Origin of the sequence: uncultured Victivallis sp., assembly GCF_944391105.1 — a bacterium.
Classification (GTDB): domain Bacteria; phylum Verrucomicrobiota; class Lentisphaeria; order Victivallales; family Victivallaceae; genus Victivallis.
This window is the reverse complement of record NZ_CALXSK010000021.1, coordinates 32,655-57,152: the sequence shown is the minus strand read 5'-3', so window position 1 is coordinate 57,152 and position 24,498 is coordinate 32,655. Positions and strand designations below refer to the sequence as shown.

The window sequence follows — 24,498 nt, the reverse complement described above, 5'->3', positions numbered from 1 at the left end:
GGCGAATCTTGCGCTGGTTGTTTCCGTGCTTTATTGTTTCGGGGGACCTTCCGGACTGGCCGATGCGGTTGCTGCCGCAAATCCGCAGGAGGCCGACACCCTTCTGTCGGTCCTGCCGGATTCCGGAAATCCGGTGCTGAATCCGATGACGATCTTCGCCTGGATGTTGCTCACCTGCATCGGCGCGGGCGGCAGTGTGAATTCCGAAGGGCAGCGGCTCTTCTCCTGCCGCAGCGACCGGGATGCGATCAAGGTCGGAATCTGGAGCGAGATCATTCTGTTCGCGATGCTTCTGATGCTGATGCTTCCCACGCTTGGATTGCTCGCCCGTTATCCGGAGTTGCACGAGCTTTCGCCCGGAGAGCGGGAAACCGCGTATGGCCGGCTGCTTGCGGAGTTTTTGCCGCAGGGCTGCCTCGGGCTGGCGATCGCCGCGGTGCTCGCCTCCGCGATGTCGACGATCTCCACGCATCTGAGTTACGGCGCCCAGACTCTGTTGAACGACGTCTGGCGTCCGCTGCGCGGCGCACCCCGGAAGGGGATGGAGGTGTGGATCGGACGCTTGTTCATGCTGGTGATCGCGGGCGGTTCCGTCGCGGTTGTCTACTGTTCCGATTCTCTGCTCGGCATTGCCATCACCGTGCTCGGGCTGTTCGGGGCGACCGGCTCGTTCAGCTGGGGGCAGTGGTGGTGGTATCGGGTCAATTTCAAAAGCTGGTGTGTCGCGATTGCGACCGGTCCCTCCCTCTATTTCGGGCTCGGCTGGCTGCTGCCGATGTTCGAGTTCTGGAGAAGCCAGGTCGAGGCAGGTGAAATTCAGGCGCAGAATATGCAGATTCTCCAGGCGCTTCTGACCATGGTCCTGGGAACGCTGGTCTGGGTGATTGTGACATTGTGCACGCGCCCCGAGGATATGGAGACCCTCAAGGAGTTCTATCTGCGCGCCCGGCCGATGGGGTACTGGAGACCGGTGCGGCGCGCGTTGATCGAGGAAGGACGGCTGCCGGATTGCCCGGCTCCCCGGCTGATGCTGCCGGGAGTGGCGGTTGCTGCAGTGGGGTTCGCGATGATCGCATGCGGAGTTCTGGCTCTTTCGGCATTTTACGTTGGCAGATACGGCGTCGGCGGCATGCTGGCTGCCGGTGCTCTGGTGATCGGTGTCGGATTTAAAATCATGTTCAACCGGTATGCGGTCCGGTTGTCCGCGGGGTCGGAGGAGACTGTGCAGCTTACAGATCACCGGAACATTTCCCAATGAGTTCAGCCGTGACTTTTCTCCCGTCGAACAGAAACGGAGGACGGAGAGAATGCACTGATTCGCATCAATGAAGCCGGGCGGAATCGAAACCATGCCCCCGGGCTTGAGTGTCATTGTCGCAAATCGTATATTGTCTTCTTCCTGATGCCACGCTCCTGTTGCCGAGCCGCGACCCGTCTCTTCAACCGCCATTGTGAACGATTTTATCTCGCCGAAAAAAAGAGCGGAAGAACGTTGCTTCCGCTCATTCCTACGGAGCAGGGCGTCTAGTTCCCCTGCATCATCGCTTCGATGTCGGAGGCCGGGTCCGCAAGGGTGACCGGCTTGATCCCGAAGTTCTCGACCAGAACCTTTGTCACTCCGGGCGAGAGGAATGCCGGGAGCGTCGGCCCGAGCCGGATTCCCTTGAATCCGAGCGCCAGCAAGGCGAGCAGAACCGCCACCGCCTTCTGCTCGTACCAGGCGATGTCGAACGAGAGCGGAAGTTTGTTCACGTCGTCGAGGCCGAACGCCTCCTTGAGCTTCAACGCGATGACCGCAAGGCTGTAGCAGTCGTTGCACTGTCCCGCGTCCAGCACGCGCGGAATCCCGCCGATGTCGCCGAGATTAAGCTTGTTGTAACGGTACTTCGCACAGCCCGCGGTCAGGATGACCGTGTCTTTCGGCAGCTGTTCCGCGACCTGCGTGAAATATTCGCGCGTCTTGTGCCGTCCGTCGCATCCGGCCATGACCACGAAACGGCGGATCGCTCCGGATTTCACCGCTTCAACCACCTTGTCTGCCAGCGCGAGCACCTGATTGTGGGCGAATCCGCAAGTGACGACTCCGTCCTCGAGCGGCTCCGGCGGCGGGCACTGTTTCGCGAGGGCGATGATCGCCGAGAAATCTTTCGGCCTGCCCGGTACCCGGTCGGCGATGTGCGGCACGCCCGGATAGCCCGCCATGCCGGTGGTGAAGATCCGGTCGCGGTAGCTCGCCTGTACCGGGGTGATGCAGTTGGTCGTCATCAGAATCGGCCCGTTGAACGCGGCGAATTCGACGTTCTGGCGATGCCAGGCGCTGCCGTAATTTCCATAGAGGTGCGGATACTTCTTCAACTCTGGGTAGGCGTGGGCCGGGAGCATTTCGCTGTGGGTGTAGATGTCGATTCCGGCGTCGGCGCTCTGTTCGAGCAGTTCCGCCAGATCGCGCAGGTCATGCCCGGAAATGAGGATGCCCGGCCGCTTGCCGACGCCGGTCTTCACCTGCGTGATCTCCGGATTCCCGTAAGTGGTGGTGTTGGCTTCGTCCAGCAGCGCCATGGTTTTCACCGCGACGGAGCCGCACTCGAGCACGAGAGCGGTGAGCTCTTCCGCGGAGAGTTCCCGGGTGGTCGCCGCGAGCGCCTTGAAGACGAATTCATAGATCGCGTCATCCTCTTTGCCGAGCATTGCGGCGTGGTCGGCGTATGCGGCGATTCCCTTGAGCCCGTACGTGAGCAGCTCCCGCAGCGAGCGGATGTCCTCGTTTGCGCAGGAGAGCACGCCGAGCGGCGCCTGCGCCGCAGTCGGACCGGTCAGTTCTTTCGCCCGTTCCAGCTGCGCCGCAATCCGCGCCTCGTCGAAGTTCGCATTCGTGATCGTCATGAAGAGTGACTGCACGACGAACAAGCCGAGTTCCCGATCCGGCTTCCGCGTCAGCGCCAGCAGTTTCAGCTGCCGGAGCAGCTCATCCATCCGGTTTGCGGTTTCGGCCTTTTTCCCGCAGGCGCCCGCAGCGGTGCAGCCGGTGTTCCCCAACGCCTCCTGACACTGGAAACAGAACATGCTCATGATCTCCTCCTCTTAACTTTTGGTTATTGGATTTCGCCGTCGATGGTGACGGTTTTTACAGTCACTTCGAGATTGCTGCCCGCGGCTTCCAGCGCCTTGCGCACGATTTCGACCGTCCCGCCGCAGCACGGAACTTCCATGCGCGCAACCGTTACGGAACGGATCTTGTGCCGCCGGAAGATTTCCGCAAGTTTCTCCACATATCCATCGATGTCGCTGTCGAGCTTCGGACAGAGGATGATCAGAATCTTCCCGTCGAGCAGATCCCGGTGGAACGAACCGTACGCATGTGCGACGCAATCGGCAGAAACGAGCAGATCGGCGTCATCGAAATACTCCGCCGCCGGATTCAGAAGTTTCAGCTGAACCGGCCACTGCCGCAGAGCAGAGACGCCTCCTTCCGGCTTCCCCGCCGGTCTGGCCGCGAGTTTCTTCGCAAGCATCCCCGGACAGCCTCCATGGCCGTGCCCTGCCGGAGCCGCCGGTTGCGGAACAGGGATGCCGCGCTCCTTGAGGCAGTCGATCGCGATCTCAAGCAGTTTGAACTCACCGTGGCTCCTCAGATGCTCCAGATGGGCTCTGATCGTGCCTTCTCCCTGCCGGATGATTCCTTCCATGACACGGCGCTCGTCATACGGCTCGGCTTCCCGTTCCACAACCCGGATGGCCCCCAGCGGGCACTCCCCGATGCACGCTCCCAGCCCGTCGCAGAAGAGGTCGCTCACGAGTCGCGCCTTGCCGTCGATCAATTGCAGCGCCCCCTCCGGACAGTTCGGAATGCATTTCCCGCAGCCGTTGCATTTTTCCGTATCGATCTCAATGATTTTCCGTTTCATCGTTTTTTTACCCTCATTTTTTTGATGTTAGTGATATATAACTAACAATATAATCCAACTTGCTGTGAAATCAAGTTGTTTTTTCGGACGGTTATGAAAAAAAAGGTTCCGCTCTCCATTTTTTCCGAATCAGGGGTGAAGAAGAAGTTTCAATGCAGCGATGAGCTCTTCCCCTTTGGCGGAGAGATCGAACGCTCCTCTTGACATTCCCCACTGCTTGATCAGCAGCCGAACCGGTCCGAACACCAGCCGGAACAGTGTGTCGGCCGGAATTTCCGTGCGGATTTCGCCCAGGGATTGCGCCTCGCAAAAGCGGAGTTCCAGAGCGGCCTTATGACGGTGCATCATCGCCAGCATCTGCCCGGAAAACTTGCCGTCCCCCATAAAAAGTTCCTCGGCAAAGAGAATTCGTGCCAGCGGAGGACGGGCTTCCACCTGGCGGATGCGGTTCCGGATAAACGCCGCAATCGCATCGAATCCCTGGAGAGCCGTCATCTCCGCAGGAACCGCTTCGTCAAATCCCGCGATCATGGTTTTCACAATCTCGGACTTATTTTTAAAATGGCGGTAAATGGCCGGCTCCGTGATGCCGAGCGCATCGGCCAGATGCTTGACCGTCAGATTCTGAATGCCTCCTGCCGCAATCAGGGTCACCGCCACATCGATAATTTCATTTTGCCGTTTCGTCAGATCCATCGTTCGCTCCGTTAGTGAAACTTTACTAACAATATAATTTTCTCCGTCCGGAAATCAAGGGGGAATTTTTATGAGAATATTGGAAAAATCATTTTTTTCCGGGAAACAAGTGCAAGAATACTGAAAAAAAGGATGTATCACTCTATGAAAATGACGCCTGGATCAGCGTCAATCCAGTTCGGAGAGATATTATGGCGAAAAAAAAAGAGCATTATTTTCAATTTTTATTTGCATTCCGCGGAATCTGAAGAAGTAAATTAGGAACATTCCAGAAAAATTGGAGAAAGGAACTAATGAAAATAAGCTGTATGCTTGATTGCTGAGATTCTGTGTCCTCGCCTGAACTGCCACTGTCATACCGCGGACAAAACTGCCCGAGGAATATGTCTCCCTGCATATTCTTCTTTTTGCCCGCCATGGCTCAAGCAGCGCTGACGAGGGCCTTTTTTTTAAAAATCTTGCATTGGGGAGGAAAAAAGGTACGGAATGGGGGCCGCGCCGGGGATATTCCGGACTCCGCCGGAGGCTTCCTCGGAACAGTGGAGATGTCCGATCCGGGCAGGGGGAACATATCAGCTTGAGTCGGAATGTCATCTGGCGGAGCCGGTCTGGAACTGGTCCGGCTGGAGGCATCGCAGGAGAAGCGATCTCTCTGCCGTCTGAGGACCGGATGCGTTTTGACCTTCTGCCGGTGCCGAAAAAATTCAACATAGTTCCAACTGGGCTGGACGGGAGAATTTCACTCTTTTTTTTGAAGCTGGTGAAAGGAATCCGGCGTTTCTTGTGTATCACTTTCCAGGAAGGAGGATTGCTCCGGCATCCGGAAGAGTTTTTGCCTGCCGTTCACCGGCCGAACTCGGGAGCGCTGAGGGGTTGGATTTGGATGTTGTCCTGCTGGAAGCTGGATACAAGCCGAACCGGGGAGGAGATGTGATGTAAAAAATTGAAAAACAGCAACTGATCGTGGCGTCCTCGCCTGAACTACCACTTTTTTTCTGACGCCCGGAGAAAACGTCCGACAGATGTGTGAAAGCAGCACATCCTGCGGATTGTGGTCCTTTTATGCTTGTGGTGGCGGTTTTGAGGACATTTCAAGAGGATGTGTTTTTTTGTGCCGAAAAACAGGAAGGCAAAGATGTCGTTCAATTTTACTTGTCCCTATTGCAAGACCACTCTGGAGGCGGAAGACAGCTGGGCTGGACGGGAAACCACGTGTCCGGCGTGTTCGGAACGAGTGGTGATTTCTCCGGATGCGCCGACACCGGCAACTCGAATTTCCGCCGCTCCGGTGAAAGAGAGCGCCGATTCGATGCAGAAGCCGGAGCCGGCCGTTTCATCTGAAAAGCGCCGCGACTCCGGGAAAGAGTTCAACGGAAAGCCGGCAAGAGTCTGGCGGATGGGCGGCTGCCGCAAGTACATCTGGGGAAGATTGTACATCTCCTCCATCTGGATCTTGGTCGGCCTGGTTCTGATCGCGGGAATCTGTACTATCATTTTCAATACAAGTCAGTACAATACGGAGAAAAATCTCCGGCGCGAGGCGCTGTGGAAGAATATTCCACTGCTTCAGGAAAAGCAAACGGCTTTTCTCGAACATCTGGAGGATACGATCGATTTGCTCGCCGAGAAGAAACAGCTCGGAACGAAAAATCAATCGGGGGTCACCGGATTTCAATTGCCGGACTCCATTCGCCGGAAAGAGTTTGTGTTCAACGAGGAGTTGGATTCGATCGAAAGCGTGGAAGAGTCCATCGCCACCATGGAGGAGTGCATACAGACCATTCAAGCGCTCGAATCCGGTCTGGAGAAAAACCTGGAAGATCAGTTGCGCGGACTTCAGAGTTTGATTCGTGGAGCCGCCAACCGTTCGCGAACTGTCGCTCCTCTGACGGGGGCCCGGCGGCGGGCGGGAGCCATTCAGACCGGATTTTCCCGGCAGGTTCGGTTCTATTTGTCGGAAAACGATCAGTTCTCCGCTATTCAGGCGATTCGGCAGGATGTCGCAAAGGTTTCGCGCCTCTATCCTGACAATCAAAAGCTCAAGAATGACCTTAACCAGCTCCTCGGATTTCTCGATTTCATCGAGAACAATCTGCTCAGCCGAAGTTTCCGGTTGCAGCTGGAACAGCTCCACGGAAATTTCACGACACAGCAGAACGCGACCGCCGAGGTGAAGAAAAAAATTCCGGGCGAACAGGAGTATGAAAACATCAACCGTCAGCTCGCCAGACTTTACCTCGCCTGGTCCGATGAATCCGATATGGGAAGATGGTATATCGCGGTTGAAGCCAAAGCGCTCCAGCGCGATCTGGTAAAACACTTCAACGGCATTTATCAGGAGGAAGAAATTGCAAACTTCCTGTTTCACATGCATTTGTTCAACTGCTTGAAAATCGCCGTATTCAGCATTGTCCTCTGCTTTATTTTGCTGGTTGTGGCCGATATGCTCCGGATTCATTTCGATTGTGCGGAAAAAATACTGCAAAAACAGGAGGAGTGAGTTATGCGCAGAATTTATACATTATTGTTCACTCTTTCCGTCGCATTCGTGTTGACCGGCTGCGGCCCGGATCCTTCCGCACAGCTGGAACAGGATTCGGCCGCCATTATCCGGCAGGCAATCGTTCTGAAATTGAACGAGGAGATTGCGAACAATTACGGCAATCAATCCTTTCTGCTGGCTCCGGGAAAACTTTTGCTCGTATCCCCCGGTGTTAATCAGGCGGTTAACCTTGCCGGTCAGGAGACGTTCAAGCCTCTGGAGATCATTTCGGCCGCCAGGAGATACGGTGCCACGAAAGTCATCTGCAACCCGGTCGGGCTGAGCAGTTCTCGGATACGCAAGAAGAAGAATAACGATTATCCATATCAGGTAAAATTGACGATTTCCGTTGATGTAACCTATGAGATGTATGAAAATTTCAGCGGAGTTCCGGTTCACGCAGTAACACCGCCAGACTGGGCAGCGTGGAGCAGCGAAAAGAAGACGGAATTTATCCAGGAACTTTATTCCAAACTGGCTCCGGCGGAATTCGACTACCAGAAGATCGCTGAGGAATCCTCCGGGAATTCCGAGGTCATACGCGACAACTGGAGTTTCGATGCCGTCTGGAATCAGAGCCGCGGCCATTGGGAACTTGAAGGCGATCAAAAGCTGGAGGTGGACGCCCCCGCTCCGACCTGGCCGTCCGCCCGGGAGAGTGCCGCAGCTCTCCGCCGCCATTTTGAGTCGGAGAATCTCGTAGCTTATCAGGGAACTTATTTCTCCGCCGACGATGTGGAACTGGCCAAAAAGCTCGATGCCGGGTTGGTTTACGTCAATGGAAAGTGGATGGATCCGAAGATCATCGCAGCTGCTCAAGGGTTTTCCGCTGCCCTGTCGGCATGGAATACGAATCATAACTTTTCTGATCTCGAGAAAATGTTGAGAGAACTGCGTCGGTTGGCCGACTCCGAGTTATATGCCACAGCCGCGCAACTCTCCATAGACGGACTTCTCCATTCCATCGAATGGATGGAAAAGAATGAGAACAAGAAATCGCTCGAGCGCCTGGCCGGTTACATGAGGGAAAATGCGTCTCTCTCCGCCATCACGCCGGAAAAAATTCTGGCGAGAATCGAGACCGCGCAGAAGAATGTCGATGAGAAGATCCGGGTCCGGTATCAGGCGACACTCCGGAAAGTCCTTGCGGAAACGACGGAACTGCAGGAGCGCTGCCGGGAGCTGGATGCTCTCTTGCAGAAGTTTTCACCGGCCCTGCTGCTCGACAGGGATAAAGAGGAACTGAACTTGTTCCGTCCCTATTTCCCGCTCAACTCTTCGCTCAAAACGTACCTTGTCTATCTCGCGATCCTCAAGGGGAATCGGGAGGTGATTCGGGAATTCTGGAAGTCGGTCGGGCCGCAGTTCAGCGGTCTTTACCAGACCTGCAGCAAATGCAACGGGCAGGGGGAACAGGTCTGCCGCATGTGCAACGGTACAGGGGTCTGTCCGCAGTGTCGGGGCACCGGCCGCCGGACGATCAAAAATCCGGACGGCTCGTATTCGACGGTCAGTTGTTCCCGGCGCTGTCCGTTCTGTCCGAGGAGTCCGGTCTGCTCGTCCTGTCGGGGACTCGGGATCGTATTTACGCGGGCGAGAGTGCAACAGAGTGTCGCGGCTTTCTATGAGAGGATGATGACGAATTTGCACAATGAGATACAGTTCCGGGATGAGGTGATTTCCCGAATCAAGGAGAAAATCGCCAGCGGCGAAGGTCCCGATCCCGGGTCCACCGAGAAGCAGAGCCTTACAAAACTGCTTTCCCGATAACTCATTGCCGCATGCCGGGGAAGGAGGGAACATGCACTACACAATGTATGAACTGGATCAATACCGCAGCAGCCGGGCGATGTCCTGGTTCCGCCGTCTCTGCTGCCGGTTTCATCTCCGGCATTGTCGGCGCTGCCGGGAACGCCTGATTCGGTTGTCCATGGATGATATCCTGATTTCCGACCTCCGGAAATCGACGCAGGCGATGAGCGTCCCGGAGAATCCCGGTGAGTACCATGCTCTTTGCGGATTGTTTCATGAGGAGTCCGGCAGACGGAGATCGACCCTCTAGTGCCTGCCCCTGAACAGCTGGGGAAAACCTGATTGGAATGCCGGTCTTCCGGAGAGTTCGCCGGGCGAAATGCTCCGGACGGCCTGAAATTCCCCCCAGTAAAAATGCCGCGGAACGGCAGGAAACCCGTTCCGCGGCAATCGATTCGAATGATCCCGCCGGATGGTTCCGGCGGGATCGTTCGCTTTACTTTTTGATACGCCAGTCGAGCGCGCCGACGGGGCAGGCGTTGATGCACTCTCCGCACTCCGCGCAGCTCGCCGGGAAGCCCTGGTCGAACGCCGTTCCGATGTAGGTTGCGAAACCGCGCTTTTTGGGGGAGAGCAGCGTTTTATTGACGACTTCCTTGCAGATTTTCACGCAGACACTGCACTTGATGCACTTGCCGCGATCCTGAATGATGGAAGGATGCCGGATGTCGTAGCTGACCGGCAGCCGTTCCCCCTTGATCGAATCGGCCTTGCAGCCATACTCGTCGCCGAACTTGCGGAGTTTGCAATCCTCCTTGTCCGTGCAGCTGCACTCGATGCAGCGCTGCCCCTCGTGCAGGATCTGCTCGGGAGTCATGGTCGCCGCGACCTCCTTGAAGGAGTTCTTGCGCAGTTCAAGGCTGATGAGCTGCTGTTTCTCGCGCGGATCCTCCGAAACGTCATCGCGCAGGAAAACCAGATCCTCTTTCGCGAGCTCCTGCCACTTGCCGCGGCTCACGTAGACGGTGTGATCCACCGGCAGAGCCTTGCCGAGCAGCGCATTGGTCACTTCAAGCGCGGCCTGCCGCCCGGAGGCGACGCCCTCGACCACAGTCGCCGCGCCGGAGAGGCAGTCGCCCGCCGCGTAGAGCCGGTCGCCGAACTGACAGGTGTCCGCTTTCACATCGATGTTGCGGAAGCGGTTGGTCGGGATTCCCGCCGGCACGACGGTTCCCTGGCCGATCGCCGCGATGATCGTGTCGGCTTCCGTCTCGAATTCGCTGCCCGGAATCTCGACCGGCTTGCGCCGCCCGGAAGCGTCCGGCTCGCCGAGCTGCATGCGGCGGCAGGTCATGACGAGCTTGTCCCCGCGTTTTTCGACCTTGACCGGAGCGACGAGGAAGTGGAAGTTCACCCCCTCTTCGCGCGCCTCATGGATCTCGATCTTCTCCGCCGGCATCTCCGCCTCGGTACGGCGGTAGAAGCAGTTCACATCCGGACTGCCGAGGCGGACGCTCGTACGCACGCAGTCCATGGCGGTGTTGCCGCCGCCGACCACGATGACCTTGCCCGGATTCGGCGCGTTGTTGCCGTTCGAGGCCACCTCGTACAGGAACTCGATGCCCTGCTTCGCGAGCTCTTCGCCCTCGCAGCGGAGTCCGGAGGCCTTCCAGCAGCCGACCGCGACGATGACCGCGTCGAAGTTCGCCTTGAGTTCGTCGAGCGAGAGATTGTCACCGAGTTTCCGGCCGAACTCAAAATGGATTCCCATCTTCGGGAAGTGCGCGAGTTCGCGGTCGAGCGTCGCCTTCGGCAGACGGTACTCGGGAATGCCGTAACGCAGCATGCCGCCGGCCTTCGGCTGGGCGTCGAAGAGCGTCGGCTCAATTCCTTCCAGCCGCAGATAGTAGGCCGCCGAGAGTCCTGCCGGACCCGCGCCGACGATCGCGACTTTCTTCCCGGTCAGTTCCGGGAGCTCCTCCATGTATTCGTCATAGTGCAGATCCGCCGCGAGACGCTTGAAGTCGTTGATCGCGACCGGTTCGCCGTAGACGTTGCGGCGGCACTGCTTCTCGCAGAAACGCGGGCAGACACGGCCGATCGACATCGGCAGCGGAATCCGCTTCTTGATGATTTCGAGACTTTTCAGAAACTCGCCCTTGCGCCCGGCGCGGACGTACTCTTCCACGCTCGCATGAGCCGGGCACGCCATCGTGCACGGGGCTTCGCAGTCGCCGGTGTGCTCCGAGAGCAGCAGCGAGAGCGCTGTCTTGCGCATGTCGAGAACCTCCGGGGAGGAGGCGTCAATCTCCTGGCCCTGCGATGGTTTCGCCGCGCAGCTCGGCAGGAAGCGGCCGGTTTTCTTGTCGCGCACAACGCAGACGAAGCAGCTCGTGGTCTTGGAAATGCGCGCTTCGCCGCAGAGCCCCGGGATCCGGATCCCGTTGGCTTTGGCGACATCCATGATGGTCTGGCCGGGTTCCGCCGTGACAGTCCGGCCGTCCAGGATAAATTCAATGCTCATTGTATGGAACCTTTCTTGACCCGGTGAATGGTCTTCTTGGGGCAAACGTCCTTGCAGGCGTTGCAGCGGGTGCACTTTTCATTGTCGATCACGAGATCGTCGGAAATCGCTCCGACCGGACAGGTCTTGACGCAGAGCTTGCACTTGATGCAGTTGCTCTTGTCAATGTGCATGTCCACGAGCGCGCTGCACTGCAGCGCTTCGCACTGATGATCCTTCACATGCGCTTCGTACTCGTGACGGTAGTAGCGCAGCGTCGCGAGCACCGGATTCGGCGCAGTCTGTCCGAGGCCGCACAGCGAGCCCATGCGGATCTTCGGCCCGATGTCCTCGAGGAACTCCAGGTCGGCCATCTCGCCCTTGCCGGCGACGATGCGTTCGAGCGTCTCGAACATGCGGGTCGTACCGACACGGCAGAAGGTGCACTTCCCGCAGCTCTCGCGGTGCGTGAAGTCGAGGAAGTAACGCGCGGTTTCCACCATGCAGCGGTCTTTGCCGATCACGATCATGCCGCCGGAACCCATGATTGCACCGAGTTTCTTGAGCGAGTCGTAGTCGACCGGCGTATCGAAGAGCTCGACCGGAATGCAGCCGCCGGAGGGGCCGCCGGTCTGAACCGCCTTGACCTTGTCCGGATCCGCTCCCCCGATGTCGAAGACGATTTCGCGCAGCGTCGTTCCCATCGGAACCTCGACGAGACCCGGATTTTTCAGGTCGCCGGCGAGCGCGAAAAGTTTCGTCCCCTTGCTCCCCTCGGTGCCGATCGCCGCGAACGCCGCCGCACCCTCGCGCAGGATCAGCGGCACGTTGCCGAACGTCTCGACGTTGTTGATCATCGAGGGATAGCCTTTCCAGCCGCTGTCGGTCGGGAACGGCGGGCGGAAACGCGGCGTTCCACGCTGCCCTTCGAGCGACGCGATGAGTGCGGTCTCTTCGCCGCAGACGAACGCGCCGGCGCCTTCCTTGATGATGATCTCAAGCTCGCGCCCGTTGATGACGTTGAGCTTGTGCTCGTAGATCTGGCTGATCGCGATCTTCAGATGCCGGATCGCCATCGGATACTCGGCGCGGCAGTAGATGAACAGTTTCGTCGCTCCGGTCGCGTAAGCCGCGATGAGCATGCCTTCGAGCACCTGGTGCGGAACCGATTCCATGAGCGAGCGGTCCATGAACGCGCCCGGGTCGCCTTCGTCGGCGTTGCAGATGAGGATCTTTTCCGGCGTATCCTTCGCCGCGAGGAAACTCCACTTCGTTCCGGTCGGGAAGCCGCCGCCTCCGCGACCGCGCAGTCCGGAGAGTTTGACTTCATTGACAACTTCGACGGGCGTCATCGAAAGTGCGCGCTTAAGTCCTTCATAGCCGCCGTTTTCCGTGTAGTCCTCGAAACGGGTCGGGTCGATCCGGCCGGCCAGCGCAAGCACCTTGATGAGCTCCTTCGCCTTTCGGGCCGGAGGAACTTCAAAACGGTCCTTCTCCCCGAGAGAGAGGATGTTGTCGATGTAGCCGTCCTCGGCCTTTACATTGCGATAGAAGACGGAGTCCCCGTTGTCGAGCAGAACCTCGACCATCGGTTCGGCATAGCAGTGCCCAAGACAGCCGGTCCCTTCGACCGGAATCGATTCCGCGCGGGAACGCAGGAGTTCGAGCACCGCATCCGCACCCGCGGCCACGCCGCAGCTGGCGACGCCGACGCGAATCTTCTTGATTTTTTCCTGGCTCATTTGTTCTCGTACTCCTTCAGGATTTTGACGATGCTTTTGCGGTCGAGCTTGCCGTAGACGCGGCCGTTCACGCTCATGACCGGGGCGAGGCTGCAGCAGCCGAGGCAGGCGACCGTCTCAAGCGAGAAGTGGCCGCGGGCGTCGGTTTCGCCCGACTGGATGCCGAGCTCACGGCTCAGCCACTCGCCGACCTGCGTCGAACCCTTGATGTGGCAGGCCGTTCCGTCGCAGATCGCGATCTTGTATTTGCCGGGTTTGACCCGCTTGAACTGAGCGTAGAAGCTCAACACGCCCTCGACCTCCACCGCCGGAATCCCGAAATACTCGGAGATCGCCGCGATGCTCTCGTCGGAGACGTACCCTTCGGCGCCCTGAACCGCCTGCAACCCCTTGATGAGGTTCGACGGCTCCTTGCCGACCTTCTCCAGAAACGCGTACTTTTGATCCATTCCTTTTGAAACTCCTGTTTCACCTTTTCCGGAACTCCGCACCGTGGCGCGGCGCAGAGTGCCTGTTCTGCATTTTGCTTTGCGTAAATCTGTCCTCTATTTCTGCACGGCCAGAACGCCTTCGCGTCCCGGAAACTCCCGCAGTTCCATCGCTCCGTCCGGCGCGGAATCCTTCACGCGCCGGGCAAGTTCGCCCAGCGGAATGATTTCATAGCCAAGTTGTTTCACCCGGTCGAGATAAACGTCGAACATCTCCGCGCACTTTCCGCCTTCCGCCTCGGCATGGATGGTCAGCACGTTCGGCCGTTCCTCCGTCAGCAGGCCGATCTGGTGATCGTTGTAATTCGCATCGGTAACGCTGTCCCGCCCGAGCGCCTCGTCGTAGGTCGGCAGCGTCACCGGAATCTGCAGTTGATCGAGCCGTTTCCCGTTCACGACCGGGTAGAACGGATGCGTTCCGCGGCAGTCGCTGTTGTACTCGAAAGGGTAGCGCATTTTCACTTCGAGCAGCCGGGCGTTCGTGCGCCAGCCGGGAGCGGCGCTGGTGCGGACGATCCCGCCGGTGAGCCCGGCGAGAAATGAGAGTCCCCGGCTGATTTCATCGGCCATCTCCGCTTCGCTCATCGACATGAGTTTCGCCTGCGCCTTGTGATGGTCCCAGGCGTGGAAACCGATCTCATGACCCGCCTCCATCGTGTCGCGGATCACGGAGTGAAATCTTTTCCCGATCTTCGGCCCCGGCCAGGCCGTCCCCATAAGGACGATTTCCGGCCCGTAGAGCCCGGCCGCGTTCGTGCGCAGCATCTTCCAGAGGAACGAGGGTTTCAGGAGACGCCAGAGATGGCGCCCCATGTTGTCCGGTCCCACCGAGAAGTAAAAGGTCCCCTTGACCCCGTGTTTTTTCAGGATCTCGCAGAGACGCGGCACACCGCGGCCGGTGCCGCGGTAGGTGTCCACGTCGATGCGAAGTGCGATGGTCTTCATCTTGAGGCCGGTTCAGTCGAGGTTGAATTCACCGGATTTGATCGCTTCGGCGAGGAAGAAGTCGAGCGTCGTCTCGATCGATTGCTCCAGCGGAATCTTCGGCTCCCAGTTCAGCAGCCGTTTCGCATTCCGGATCGACGGAACACGGTGCTGCACGTCCTGATAACCCTTGCCGTAGAACGCGCCGGACTCCACCACGAGATAGCCCGCGAACGGCGGGAACTTCGAACGCAAAGGATGTTTGTCAAATTTTTCGACAAGCATCTCGGCCATCGCTTTGATGCTCGCTTCGTTTTCCGGGTTGCCGATGTTGATGATCGCCCCGTCGCATTTGCCGTCCTTGTTTTCGATGATGCGGTAGAGCGCTTCGATGCCTTCTGTGATGTCCACGAAGCAGCGCTTCTGCTCGCCGCCGTCGATGAGCTGGATCGGCGAACCCTGCACGAGGTTGAGAATCAGCTGCGTGATCGCGCGCGAAGAGCCGATCCGGGCGCTCGTGAGGCTGTCGAGCCGCGGCCCGATCCAGTTGAACGGCCGGAACAAAGTAAACTGCAGCTGCCCCTTCGCTCCATAGGCCCAGATCACGCGGTCGAGCAGCTGTTTGCTGGTCGAATAGATCCAGCGCTGCATGCGGATCGGACCGGTCACAAGTTTGGAGTTGTCCTCGTCGAACTGCGGATCCTGGCACATGCCGTAGACTTCGCTCGTCGACGGGAAGATGATCCGCTTGTTGTACTTCACACAGTAACGGACAATGCGCAGATTCTCTTCGAAATCGAGTTCGAAGACCCGCAGCGGATTGCGCGTGTACTCGATCGGGGTTGCGATCGCCACAAGCGGAACGATGATGTCGCACTTGCGGATGTGGTATTCGATCCACTCGCGGTGAATCGAGATATCCCCCTCGCGGAAGTGGAAGCCATCACGCTCCATCAGGTGGTCGATGTAGTTGCTGCGCAAATCGAGGCCGAACACCTCGTATTTCCCGGAGTCGAGCAACCGTTCCGAGAGGTGGCTGCCGATGAAGCCGTTCACGCCGAGGATCAGCACGGATTTTCTGCGTTTCGCTTCGCGCAACTTCTTCGGGTTCGCGCCGAAAATCATGTTCGGCACGATGCGTGCGTCGGTCGCGAGCTGGTCGCCGGTCATGAACACCCCGTTTTCGAGCTGGGCGGTCTTGATCCGCAACGCCTGTTCACCGCAGGCGATCGTGAACGGAGAGACGCTGAGCACTGTGCCCGGCGCGGCCTTGCGTTCGGCCGGAACCACCTCCGCCGACCAGAAGAAGCACTTGCGGTCGCCGATGAAGCTGAACGCTCCCGGATACGGTTTCGTGACCGCGCGGATCAGGTTGCGGACGGCTTCGGCGCTCTTCGTCCAGTCGATTTCGCCGTCGGCGGGTTTGCGTCCCGGAAACTTCGTCGCCTTCGACTCGTCCTGGGGAGTGCGTGCGGCGGTTCCCGCTGCGAGCTTCGGAAGCTCGCGGTCGAGCAGCACGGCGGCGGCGGCGGTCGCCTTGTCGAAGACGGTTTTCGCCGTATCGTCCCGCGTGATGGTGATTTTCTCCTGAGAGACGATGTCGCCGGCGTCGGCGCGTTTCGTCATGTAGTGCAGCGTAAGACCGGTTTCCGTTTCGCCGTTGATGATCGCCCAGTTGATCGGCACCCGGCCGCGGTATTTCGGCAGCAGCGAACCGTGAAGATTCAGCGCCCCCTTCGGCGGAATCGCGAGGAGCTCCTCTCCGAGCATCTCCCGGTAATAGAATGAAAAAAGGTAATCCGGCTGCATTGCGCGGATCCGGTTGATCCAGACCGGGTGATTCACGCTTTCCGGCGCGAAGACGGGAATGCCGTACTCGCCGGCGAGTTCCGCAACCGAGTTGAACCAGATATTTTCCCCGGGATTGTCACGATGGGTGAATACCGCGCTGATTTCAAATCCGTTTCTGCGCAGCGCCTCGATTCCGGCACGGCCGATATTATGATACGCAAATACGACACATTTCATCTTGTTGATTCCCTTCTGAGAGATGACAGCACTATCGCGGCATAATATACTTCTGCTTCGCAAAGTTTTCCAGAAGCCGCACCGAAAAAACGGAAATTTTGTAATTTTGCGATGGAGAGCGCTCTTTTTCTTTGGCCGGAAACGTGGATTTTCCCGGGGGGTGATGGTATATTAATAAAATTTTGTTTGTGGAAAGAATGATAAACTGGTCCGATCATGAAGTTTTACAATTCCGCGCGGGCGGCGTTTGAGGCACTCGGTCTGGAGTTCCCTCCTGAACTCGCCGAAGTCGAATCGCGTTTCCCCGTGTATGTCAACGATTACTATCTCAAGCTCATCGACCCTGAGAACTGGCGGAGCGACCCTGTCGCACGCCAGGCTCTGCCCGATCCGGCGGAGCTTGTGGACGATTCTTCCAGCACCGATCCGCTCGCCGAAGAGGCGCAGATGCCCGTCCCGCGGCTGATTCACCGCTTCGCCGACCGGGCCGTGCTGCTTGCGACCGGACGATGCGCGATGCGCTGCCGCTTCTGCTTCCGGAAACGGACCTGGACCAGCGGAACGGAGCTTGAAGACATTTCCGACGCCGAACTTGAGGCGGCGTGCGCCTGTTTGCGCCGCACCCCCGCGATTCGCGAGGTGCTGATCTCCGGCGGAGACCCGTTGATGCTGCCGTTCGAACGGTTCCGGCGGATCGTCGACGCCGTTGCCGCGGTCGATTCGATCGAGATTATCCGCATTGCGACGCGGGTTCCGGCGGTCTGGCCGCAGCGGATCGACGAGGCGCTCTGCGATTATCTGCGGAGAATTCCGGGACTCTGGGTCGCGACTCATTTCAATCACCCGCGCGAACTGACCTCCGAAGCGCGTGCGGCGTGCGCCCGTCTGGTTTCTTCCGGAATTCCGGTCATCAACCAGACCGTGCTGCTGAAAGGGGTGAACGACGATGCCGCGACACTGGAACAGCTCTTCCGTTCCCTCGTCGCGATGCGGGTCAAGCCGCACTATCTTTTTCACGTCGACCCGGTTCGCGGGGTGCGTCACTTTGCGACCGGGATCGAAAAGGGGCTTGAAATTCTGCGGGCATTCCGTCCCCGCCTCTCGTCGCTGGCGGTTCCGACGTTCGCGATCGATCTGCCGGAGGGGGGCGGCAAGGTGGCGCTTCAGCCCGATTACTCGGCCGGCCCGGGGTGTTACTGGGACATTCACGGGGAAAAGGCGATTCCATATCAAACCAGTCTTCACAATAAAACGCGCTGAACAATCCGTTCCATCCCGCGTAAGAGGAAACCCATGAACGATTTTGATGAATTTCGCAAACTCGGCATTTCGGAGTCAACTCTGAATGCCTTGAAAAAGAAGGGGTTCGAAGCTCCGACCCCGATTCAGATCCTCACGATCCCGAAGCTGCTCTCCGGGGATCGGGATCTGGTCGGGCAAGCGCAGACCGGAACCGGGAAGACCGCCGCATTCGGAATCCCGATGATCGAACGCTGCGAACCCGGGAAAAGGAAACCGCAGGCGCTCGTACTCTCTCCGACCCGTGAACTCTCGATCCAGATCGCCGAGGAGTTGAACTCTCTCAAAGGCGGAAGCCGTCTGCGCATTGCTCCGTTCTACGGCGGACAGGCGATCGAACTGCAACTGCAGCGTCTGCGGGAGGGCGTCGACATTGTGATCGGCACGCCGGGGCGGGTGCTCGATCTCGTGCGGCGTGGCGCACTCGATCTTTCCCATCTCCGGTTTGCGGTGCTCGACGAGGCCGACGAAATGCTCGACATGGGATTCATTGAGGAGATCGAAGCGATTCTTGCCGAGACCAGTCCCGGGCGGCGCATGCTGCTTTTTTCCGCCACGATGCCGCCCGCGATCCTGAAGATCGCCGAGCGCTTCATGGGGGAGTACGAGGTCGTGCACGTCGAAGGCAGCCAGCTCAGCACCGATCTGACAGAACAGATCTATTTCGAAGTGCGGCGAGAGGATAAATTTGAAGCGCTTTCGCGCATCCTCGACCTGGAAGAGGAGATCTATGCGCTCGTGTTCTGCCGCACCCGCAACGATGTGGATGAGCTCGTCGAACGGCTCAAGCTGCGCGGCTATCGGGCCGAGGCGCTGCATGGCGAGATCACGCAGGCGATGCGCACCAAGGTCATCAATCAGTTCAAGGCGAAGAAATTCCGCATTCTCGTCGCGACCGACGTTGCCGCGCGCGGCATCGATGTCAGTGATCTTACGCACGTCATCAATTATTCGATGCCGCAGGAGGCCGAGACTTACGTCCACCGCATCGGCCGCACCGGACGGGCCGGGCGGAGCGGCACGGCAATCACCTTTGTGACGCCCGCCGAATACCGCCGGCTGACGATGATCCGGCGCGAGGCCAACGCGCAGATCGAAAAGCGCGAACTCCCGGGCGGAAAGGAGATCGTCGAACAGAAGAAAAAACATTTTTCCGCGCTCGTTTCGGAGGTTCTCAACGGAGGTTCTCATCGTGAGTATATTCTGTTCGCCGAGGAACTTATGAAGTTGGGTGCCTCGCCTTCCGAGGTGCTCGCCGCCGTGCTTCAGCTGCGGTTCAAGGATGAGCTTCTGCCGGGGAACTACCGCGATTTCAGCCCGAAGAAACGTGACCGCCGCTCCTGGGAGAGCATGCCGGACGATCACGGCTCCACGCGACTCTACATCGGCGTCGGCAAACTCGACGGCTACGGTGCCGTGAAGATGCTCGATCTTCTCTGGGAGAAGGCGCGTCTCAAGAAGAGCCGGGTCGGCCGGATCGACTGTTTCGACCGCTTCAGTTTTGTCAACGTGGACTTCGAGGCGGCAGAGCAGGTGATCGCCGCCTTCCGGCGCGGCGGCCCGACGGCGCGGCTTGCCCTGCCGCGTCCGGAGGAAGGTGTGGCGGAAGCCGCGGAGCGTGCACCGGCCAGGACCTCCCGCCGTGCTTCCACGCCGGCTCCCGCTTCCGCACCCTCCCGCGTCCCCGTGACGAGGCCGGAACGCCGCATGAAACGCACTTCGGAAAAGAGAACAACCGGATTGCGAAGCTGGGTCGAGGAGATTTCCGGAGGAATCGAACTCAAGGAGAAGCGCCGCCGCGGGAAAAAGTAGTTGTATTTTTCCGGCTTGTGTGGTATGGTATGCGGAGAGAAACGCGTCCGCGCAGGGCGGAGTTGCAGCACGGAAAAGGGAGCGCCGGAAACCATGAACGACACGGATGAGGATAGTTTGTTCGCCGCGAACGTCTCGCGGCCGCTGGCCGACCGGCTGCGCCCGCGCTCGCTCGACGAGATCGTCGGACAGGATCATCTGCTCGGCGAGGGGGCGCCGCTGCGGCGCATGATCGACTCGGGGCATCTGGCGAGTTTCGTGCTGTGGGGACCGCCGGGGTGTGGAAAGACCACGCTTGCGCGGATCATGGCGACGCGGACGCAGCTCCACTTCGTCGCACTCTCCGCGGTGTTTTCCGGAATTGCGGATCTTCGCAAGGCGTTCGAAGAGGCGAAGAAACGGCGTGCCTGCGGAGAGGGCACGCTGCTCTTCATCGACGAGATCCACCGCTTCAACCGTGCGCAGCAGGACGGTTTTCTGCCTTACGTTGAGAACGGCACGGTCGTGCTGGTCGGCGCGACGACGGAGAATCCCTCCTTTGAACTGAACAGCGCGCTGCTGTCCCGGTGCAAGGTGTTCATCATGAATGCGCTCGATGCGGAGTCGCTCGGGCGGATCATCCGTCGGGCCGAGACGCTGCTCGAACGGCCGCTTCCGGTCACGCCCGAGGCACGGGCAACACTCATCGAACTGGCCGACGGCGACGGACGATACCTCATCAATCTGCTCGAGACTGTCTACGATCTCGCGCCGGAGGGAGAGACGCTCGACGCCGCGGCTCTGTTGAAACTCGTGCAGCAGCGGGCGCCGATTTATGACAAGGACCGCGAGGGGCATTACAATTTGATCAGTGCGGTGCACAAGAGCCTGCGCGGTTCCGACACCGATGCGGCGCTCTACTGGGCTGCCCGGATGCTGGAGGGGGGCGAGGATCCGCTCTATCTGCTGCGGCGGCTGACCCGGTTCGCGATGGAGGATGTGAGTCTGGCCGATCCGCAGGCGCTGCCGATGGCGCTGGCAGCGTGGGACGCGTATGAGCGGCTCGGTTCACCGGAGGGGGATCTCGCGATTGCGGAGCTGATCATCTATCTCGGCAGCGCGCCGAAGTCGAACAGCGCCTACACGGCGTGGGGGAGGGCGCGCCGTGCGGCGAAGGAGTTCGGCTCGCTCATGCCTCCGCCGCATATTCTGAACGCTCCGACGAAACTCATGGCGGAGGCGGGGTACGGCAAGGGGTACGTCTACGATCACGATACGGCCGAAGGATTTTCCGGGCAGAACTATTTTCCTGAGAAGATGGGACGCAAGAAGTTTTACGATCCTCCCGAACGGGGATTCGAGCGGGAGATCCGCCGCCGTCTCGCCTACTGGGAACGCCTGCGCCGCGAAAAGGAGCGGCAGCAGAACAGCGGCAGAAACTGACCGCCGGTCCGGGCGGATTTATGAGAAGGAGTTGAACAGGAATGAGTTGGGTTGGTGCATTGGCGGGCGGCGCCGTCGGCGGAATGCTCGGCGGTCCATGGGGGGCCGCGCTGGGCGCGCTGCTCGGACACTGGGCGGAGGGAAAAATCGGCGCTCGGCAGTCGTCCCCGGCTTCCGGGGAAGAGGAAAAACAGGCGCTTTTTGTCGTGGCGATTTTTTCATGCCTCGCGAAACTTGCGAAAGCGGACGGGGTGGTCAGCCGCAGCGAAGCGGCGTATATCCGCACTTTCATCGAACGGAATTTTGCCTCGCTCGAGCGCGATGCGATTCGGAAGATTTTCAATACGGCGCGCGATAACGACGTTCCGTTTCAGTGGTATGTCGACCGTATGGCGGAAGCCGTCGCCGACCGGGATCTGCTCCAGCAATTTCTCGGAGTACTGTGCGAACTGGCAATTGTGGATGGAAAACTCGACCCGCGTGAGAGGGCGATTCTGATTTATGCGGAGAATCGATTCGGATTCGCCGGATATGTCGATGCGTTCTTCTGCTCCGGAGCGGGGAGCGGAGTTGCGTCGCGGGAGTGTTCGCTTGAGGCCTACTATGAAGTGCTCGGCTGCTCCTCCTCCGTTTCCGATCAGGAGCTCAAGAGCGCCTGGCGGAAAAAATGTGCCGAGTTTCATCCCGACAAAATTCAGGCCAAAGGGCTGCCGCCGGAGTTCGTCGAGTTCGCCAAAAATGAGATGCAGCGCATCAATCAGGCATATGACGAGTTGAAGAAGGCACGCAATATTTCATGATTCCCCGTTACGTTGAGCCGCTCTACCGACCTCCCGCCGAGGCGGAGAGTCTGATTTTTCAGGCGGCTTACGGCTGTCCGCACAATGGCTGCCGGTTCTGCGGCATGTACAAGGGCGTGGCGTACCGGCCGCGCCCGGAGCTGGAACTGCTCGACGAAATCGCGGCGGCGGGACGGCGCTGTCCGGGTGTCCGGCGGATCTTTCTCGCGGACGGGGATGTTCTGGCGCTCGGATTCGACCGGCTGCGGCGGATTCTTGAGGCGCTGAATGCGGCGTTCCCGCGTCTTGTGCGGATCAACTCCTATGCGAACGGCAGCTCGATTGCCCGCTATGAGGATTCTGCCCTTGAAGTTTTGAAAACGCTCCGGTTTCACACGCTTTACCTCGGACTCGAAACCGGGATGCAGCCGCTTCTCGACCGGGTCGGAAAAACCGAACAGGTCGCGCAGATGATCGACTCGGTCCGGCGGGCACAGGCGTGCGGATTGCGCGCATCGGTCATGGTGCTGCTCGGACTCGGCGGACGCGTGTACAGCCGTGAGCATGCCGTCCGCTCGGCTGAAGCGCTCAATGCGATGCAGCCGCGGCTGCTCTCCGCGTTGCGGTTTGTTCCCGTGCTCGGAAAACCGTTCGGGGAATTCGAGCTGCTCAGCGAGGCCGAGACGGTTGCGGAACTGCTGACGCTGGTGGAGAATCTGGAACTCGAACATACTGTTTTTCGTGCGAACCACACATCGAATCCTCTGCCGCTCGAAGCACGTTTTCCGGCGGACAAAGCGCGGTTGATCTCCCGGTTGAGAAGCGTGCTCGATTCCGGCGTGCTGGACGAATCCGGCCCCGGGATTCTGCCCGCCGAGTTATGAAGAATAATTCGGAAGTCCTGCGCGATTTTTTGCCGATGCCGTCACATTTTTCCTTGCAAATCCGAGATCTACATGCTACGGTAAATCACAGGTCGGGGGAGAAAACTCCGGATAAAGAATCTTTCACTTAACCGAAGGGAGCGCGTATGGACGGGAATTCTCAAAGTGTTGCCGATTTCTGGCAGGAAATCTGGCAGATTGTGGTGGACATGAACATCCTCAATCTGGTCTGGGCGCTGCTGATTCTGATCGTCGGAGTGCTGCTGGCGTGGTTTTTCGCGGGGCTGGCGGGCAAGGCGGTGCGGAGTTTCGGGCTCGACGAAAAGCTCGAAAAGAGTTTTCCGGGCGGAAAGAGATCGGTTTCCGGTTCGAAGATCGAGAAGGTGGTTTCGCGGATCGTATTCTACATGATTCTTCTGCTGACCATTCTCGGGTGTCTGACGGCACTGAATCTCTCGGAGGCCGCCGGACCGATCCGGGAGTTCGTCAATACGGTCGTCGGGTACGGTGCGAACATCATCGCCGCGGGACTGCTCGTGTTTGTGGCCTGGGTGGCGGCTTCGGTGCTCGAATATTTTTCGGTTACAGTCATGACGGTGATGAAGCTCGACGAGAAGTTTTCCCCCCGGACGGAGATCGACGTCACCGACGGCAAAGAGAGTGACGTCAGAGTGGCAAAGCCGTTCAGCCAGATAGCCGGGAGCGTGATTTACTGGATCGTCCTGCTCTTCTTCGTCCCGGCGATCCTCCGGGCGTTGAACATCAACGGCATCACCGAGCCGCTTGAGGGCATGCTTGCGAAACTGCTCGGATTTGTTCCGAATCTGATTGCGGCGGGAGCGATTCTCGTGGTCGGGCTCTTCGTTGCGCGCATCGTGCGCCGCGCGGTGGCGGGGCTGCTGTTTCTCTCGCGGCTCGATGAGTTCGGGAAGAAATCCGGCGGCGGCAATCTTTTCGGCGAGCGGGGAATCTCCTACCTCGCGGGTCTGGTCGCCTATGTGCTCGTGGCGATTCCGGTGGTGATTTCGGCGCTGAACGCGTTGCAGATCGAGGCGTTGACCAACTCGGTTTCGAAATTCTTTGACATGATTCTGAACGCAACCGGCAGTGTGATCGGTGCGGGAGTGCTCGTTTTCGTCGCGTTCATCGTCGGCGGCGTCGTGGCCGGAATCGTCACGCAGCTTTTCGAGGGATTCGGCTTCGACCGCCTGATCGCGTCGCTCGGATTCGCGCCGAAGAGCGAGACGACGGTGAGACCCTCCGCCGTGGTCGGCAAGCTCGCATTTCTCGCGATCATGCTGTTCGCCGCGGTTTCGGCCTGCGAACTGCTCGGTTTCATGGAGCTCGCGGCGTTGATCCGGATCTTCATCGTCTTCGGCGGCAACATCATCGTCGGGGTGGTGGTGATGATGGTCGGCATCTTCCTCGCGAACCTCGCGGCGAACGCGCTGCGCGGCAAGGGGGAGAGTTCGGAATTTCTCGCGACGGCGGTGCGCGTGGCGGTGCTGGTTTTCACCGGCGCGGTCGCGCTCTCGACGCTGAATTTGAACGGGCGGATCGTCGAAATCGCGTTTGCGTTGCTGCTCGGCGCGATCTGCGTGGCGGCGGCGATCGCCTTCGGCATCGGCGGTCGCGAGTTCGCAGCGAGGAAGCTGGAAGAGTGGGATCGGAAAATCACGAAGAAGTGAGCCGGAACACGCTGCAAAAGCGGGATCTCCTGCC

General features: G+C 59.1%; 17 protein-coding genes and 1 pseudogene. 10 read left to right on the top strand and 8 right to left on the bottom strand.

Annotation, left to right across the window (positions count from 1 at the left end; genetic code table 11):
* Nucleotides 1-1,258: pseudogene (locus Q0K10_RS08235) on the top strand (sodium:solute symporter); the annotation flags it as partial.
* Between the two features lie 266 nt (nucleotides 1,259-1,524).
* On the opposite strand, the gene hcp reads toward Q0K10_RS08235, so the two are convergent.
* The 3 genes from hcp to Q0K10_RS08220 form a co-directional block, all read right to left on the bottom strand.
* A complete protein-coding gene (hcp, locus tag Q0K10_RS08230; RefSeq protein ID WP_366942981.1) occupies nucleotides 1,525-3,063 on the bottom strand; it encodes a hydroxylamine reductase in 1,539 nt (512 codons plus the stop codon).
* Between the two features lie 29 nt (nucleotides 3,064-3,092).
* A complete protein-coding gene (locus Q0K10_RS08225; RefSeq protein WP_294505695.1) occupies nucleotides 3,093-3,905 on the bottom strand; it encodes a 4Fe-4S binding protein in 813 nt (270 codons plus the stop codon).
* A gap of 129 nt (nucleotides 3,906-4,034) precedes the next feature.
* Entirely contained in the window at nucleotides 4,035-4,601 is a 567-nt protein-coding gene (locus Q0K10_RS08220; protein WP_294505692.1) for a TetR/AcrR family transcriptional regulator, read from the bottom strand.
* Between the two features lie 1,135 nt (nucleotides 4,602-5,736).
* Here Q0K10_RS08220 and Q0K10_RS08215 point away from each other — a divergent pair.
* Genes Q0K10_RS08215 through Q0K10_RS08205 form a run of 3 tightly spaced genes read left to right on the top strand, consistent with a single transcriptional unit; the run spans nucleotide 5,737 to nucleotide 9,205 of the window.
* A complete protein-coding gene (locus tag Q0K10_RS08215; protein ID WP_294505689.1) occupies nucleotides 5,737-7,101 on the top strand; it encodes a hypothetical protein in 1,365 nt (454 codons plus the stop codon).
* A 3-nt stretch (nucleotides 7,102-7,104) separates the two neighbouring features.
* Nucleotides 7,105-8,913, top strand: a complete 1,809-nt coding sequence (locus Q0K10_RS08210) for a hypothetical protein (protein WP_294505685.1) — start codon at nucleotides 7,105-7,107, stop codon at nucleotides 8,911-8,913.
* 31 nt (nucleotides 8,914-8,944) lie between these two features.
* A complete protein-coding gene (locus tag Q0K10_RS08205) occupies nucleotides 8,945-9,205 on the top strand; it encodes a hypothetical protein (protein ID WP_294505683.1) in 261 nt (86 codons plus the stop codon).
* Between the two features lie 186 nt (nucleotides 9,206-9,391).
* Here the strand turns inward: Q0K10_RS08205 and Q0K10_RS08200 are convergent, their stop codons facing one another.
* From Q0K10_RS08200 to arnA, 5 genes are all read right to left on the bottom strand, one after another.
* Nucleotides 9,392-11,419, bottom strand: coding sequence for an FAD-dependent oxidoreductase (locus tag Q0K10_RS08200; protein WP_294505681.1), 2,028 nt, complete (start codon nucleotides 11,417-11,419; stop codon nucleotides 9,392-9,394).
* Complete coding sequence (locus Q0K10_RS08195; RefSeq protein WP_294505678.1) at nucleotides 11,416-13,140, bottom strand: NADH-ubiquinone oxidoreductase-F iron-sulfur binding region domain-containing protein; 1,725 nt, start codon at nucleotides 13,138-13,140, stop codon at nucleotides 11,416-11,418. The genes Q0K10_RS08200 and Q0K10_RS08195 overlap by 4 nt, the downstream gene beginning before the upstream one ends.
* The gene (locus tag Q0K10_RS08190; RefSeq protein WP_294505674.1) at nucleotides 13,137-13,589 is read right to left on the bottom strand and encodes an NAD(P)H-dependent oxidoreductase subunit E; all 453 of its coding nucleotides are present in this window, start codon (nucleotides 13,587-13,589) and stop codon (nucleotides 13,137-13,139) included. The genes Q0K10_RS08195 and Q0K10_RS08190 overlap by 4 nt, the downstream gene beginning before the upstream one ends.
* Before the next feature lie 96 nt (nucleotides 13,590-13,685).
* Nucleotides 13,686-14,573 carry a 4-deoxy-4-formamido-L-arabinose-phosphoundecaprenol deformylase gene (locus Q0K10_RS08185; protein ID WP_294505672.1) on the bottom strand — a complete coding sequence of 296 codons (888 nt, stop codon included), beginning with the start codon at nucleotides 14,571-14,573 and terminating at the stop codon, nucleotides 13,686-13,688.
* A gap of 12 nt (nucleotides 14,574-14,585) precedes the next feature.
* Nucleotides 14,586-16,580, bottom strand: coding sequence for a bifunctional UDP-4-amino-4-deoxy-L-arabinose formyltransferase/UDP-glucuronic acid oxidase ArnA (arnA, locus tag Q0K10_RS08180; protein ID WP_294505669.1), 1,995 nt, complete (start codon nucleotides 16,578-16,580; stop codon nucleotides 14,586-14,588).
* Between the two features lie 216 nt (nucleotides 16,581-16,796).
* Between arnA and Q0K10_RS08175 the strand changes: the two genes are divergently transcribed.
* The 6 genes from Q0K10_RS08175 to Q0K10_RS08150 all read left to right on the top strand — a co-directional run bounded on the left by Q0K10_RS08175 (nucleotide 16,797) and on the right by Q0K10_RS08150 (nucleotide 24,464).
* Complete coding sequence (locus Q0K10_RS08175; protein WP_294505666.1) at nucleotides 16,797-17,840, top strand: KamA family radical SAM protein; 1,044 nt, start codon at nucleotides 16,797-16,799, stop codon at nucleotides 17,838-17,840.
* Nucleotides 17,841-17,873: 33 nt separating this feature from the next.
* Nucleotides 17,874-19,691, top strand: a complete 1,818-nt coding sequence (locus Q0K10_RS08170; protein WP_294505662.1) for a DEAD/DEAH box helicase — start codon at nucleotides 17,874-17,876, stop codon at nucleotides 19,689-19,691.
* Nucleotides 19,692-19,784: 93 nt separating this feature from the next.
* Complete coding sequence (locus Q0K10_RS08165) at nucleotides 19,785-21,113, top strand: replication-associated recombination protein A (RefSeq protein WP_294505659.1); 1,329 nt, start codon at nucleotides 19,785-19,787, stop codon at nucleotides 21,111-21,113.
* Nucleotides 21,114-21,154: 41 nt separating this feature from the next.
* Nucleotides 21,155-21,913 (top strand): co-chaperone DjlA, encoded by a 759-nt coding sequence (gene djlA, locus Q0K10_RS08160; protein ID WP_294505656.1) that lies wholly within the window; start codon nucleotides 21,155-21,157, stop codon nucleotides 21,911-21,913.
* The gene (locus Q0K10_RS08155; protein ID WP_294505653.1) at nucleotides 21,910-22,776 is read left to right on the top strand and encodes a radical SAM protein; all 867 of its coding nucleotides are present in this window, start codon (nucleotides 21,910-21,912) and stop codon (nucleotides 22,774-22,776) included. Before djlA ends, Q0K10_RS08155 begins: the two co-directional genes overlap by 4 nt.
* Before the next feature lie 146 nt (nucleotides 22,777-22,922).
* The gene (locus tag Q0K10_RS08150) at nucleotides 22,923-24,464 is read left to right on the top strand and encodes a mechanosensitive ion channel (protein WP_294505650.1); all 1,542 of its coding nucleotides are present in this window, start codon (nucleotides 22,923-22,925) and stop codon (nucleotides 24,462-24,464) included.
* Nucleotides 24,465-24,498 lie beyond the last annotated feature (34 nt).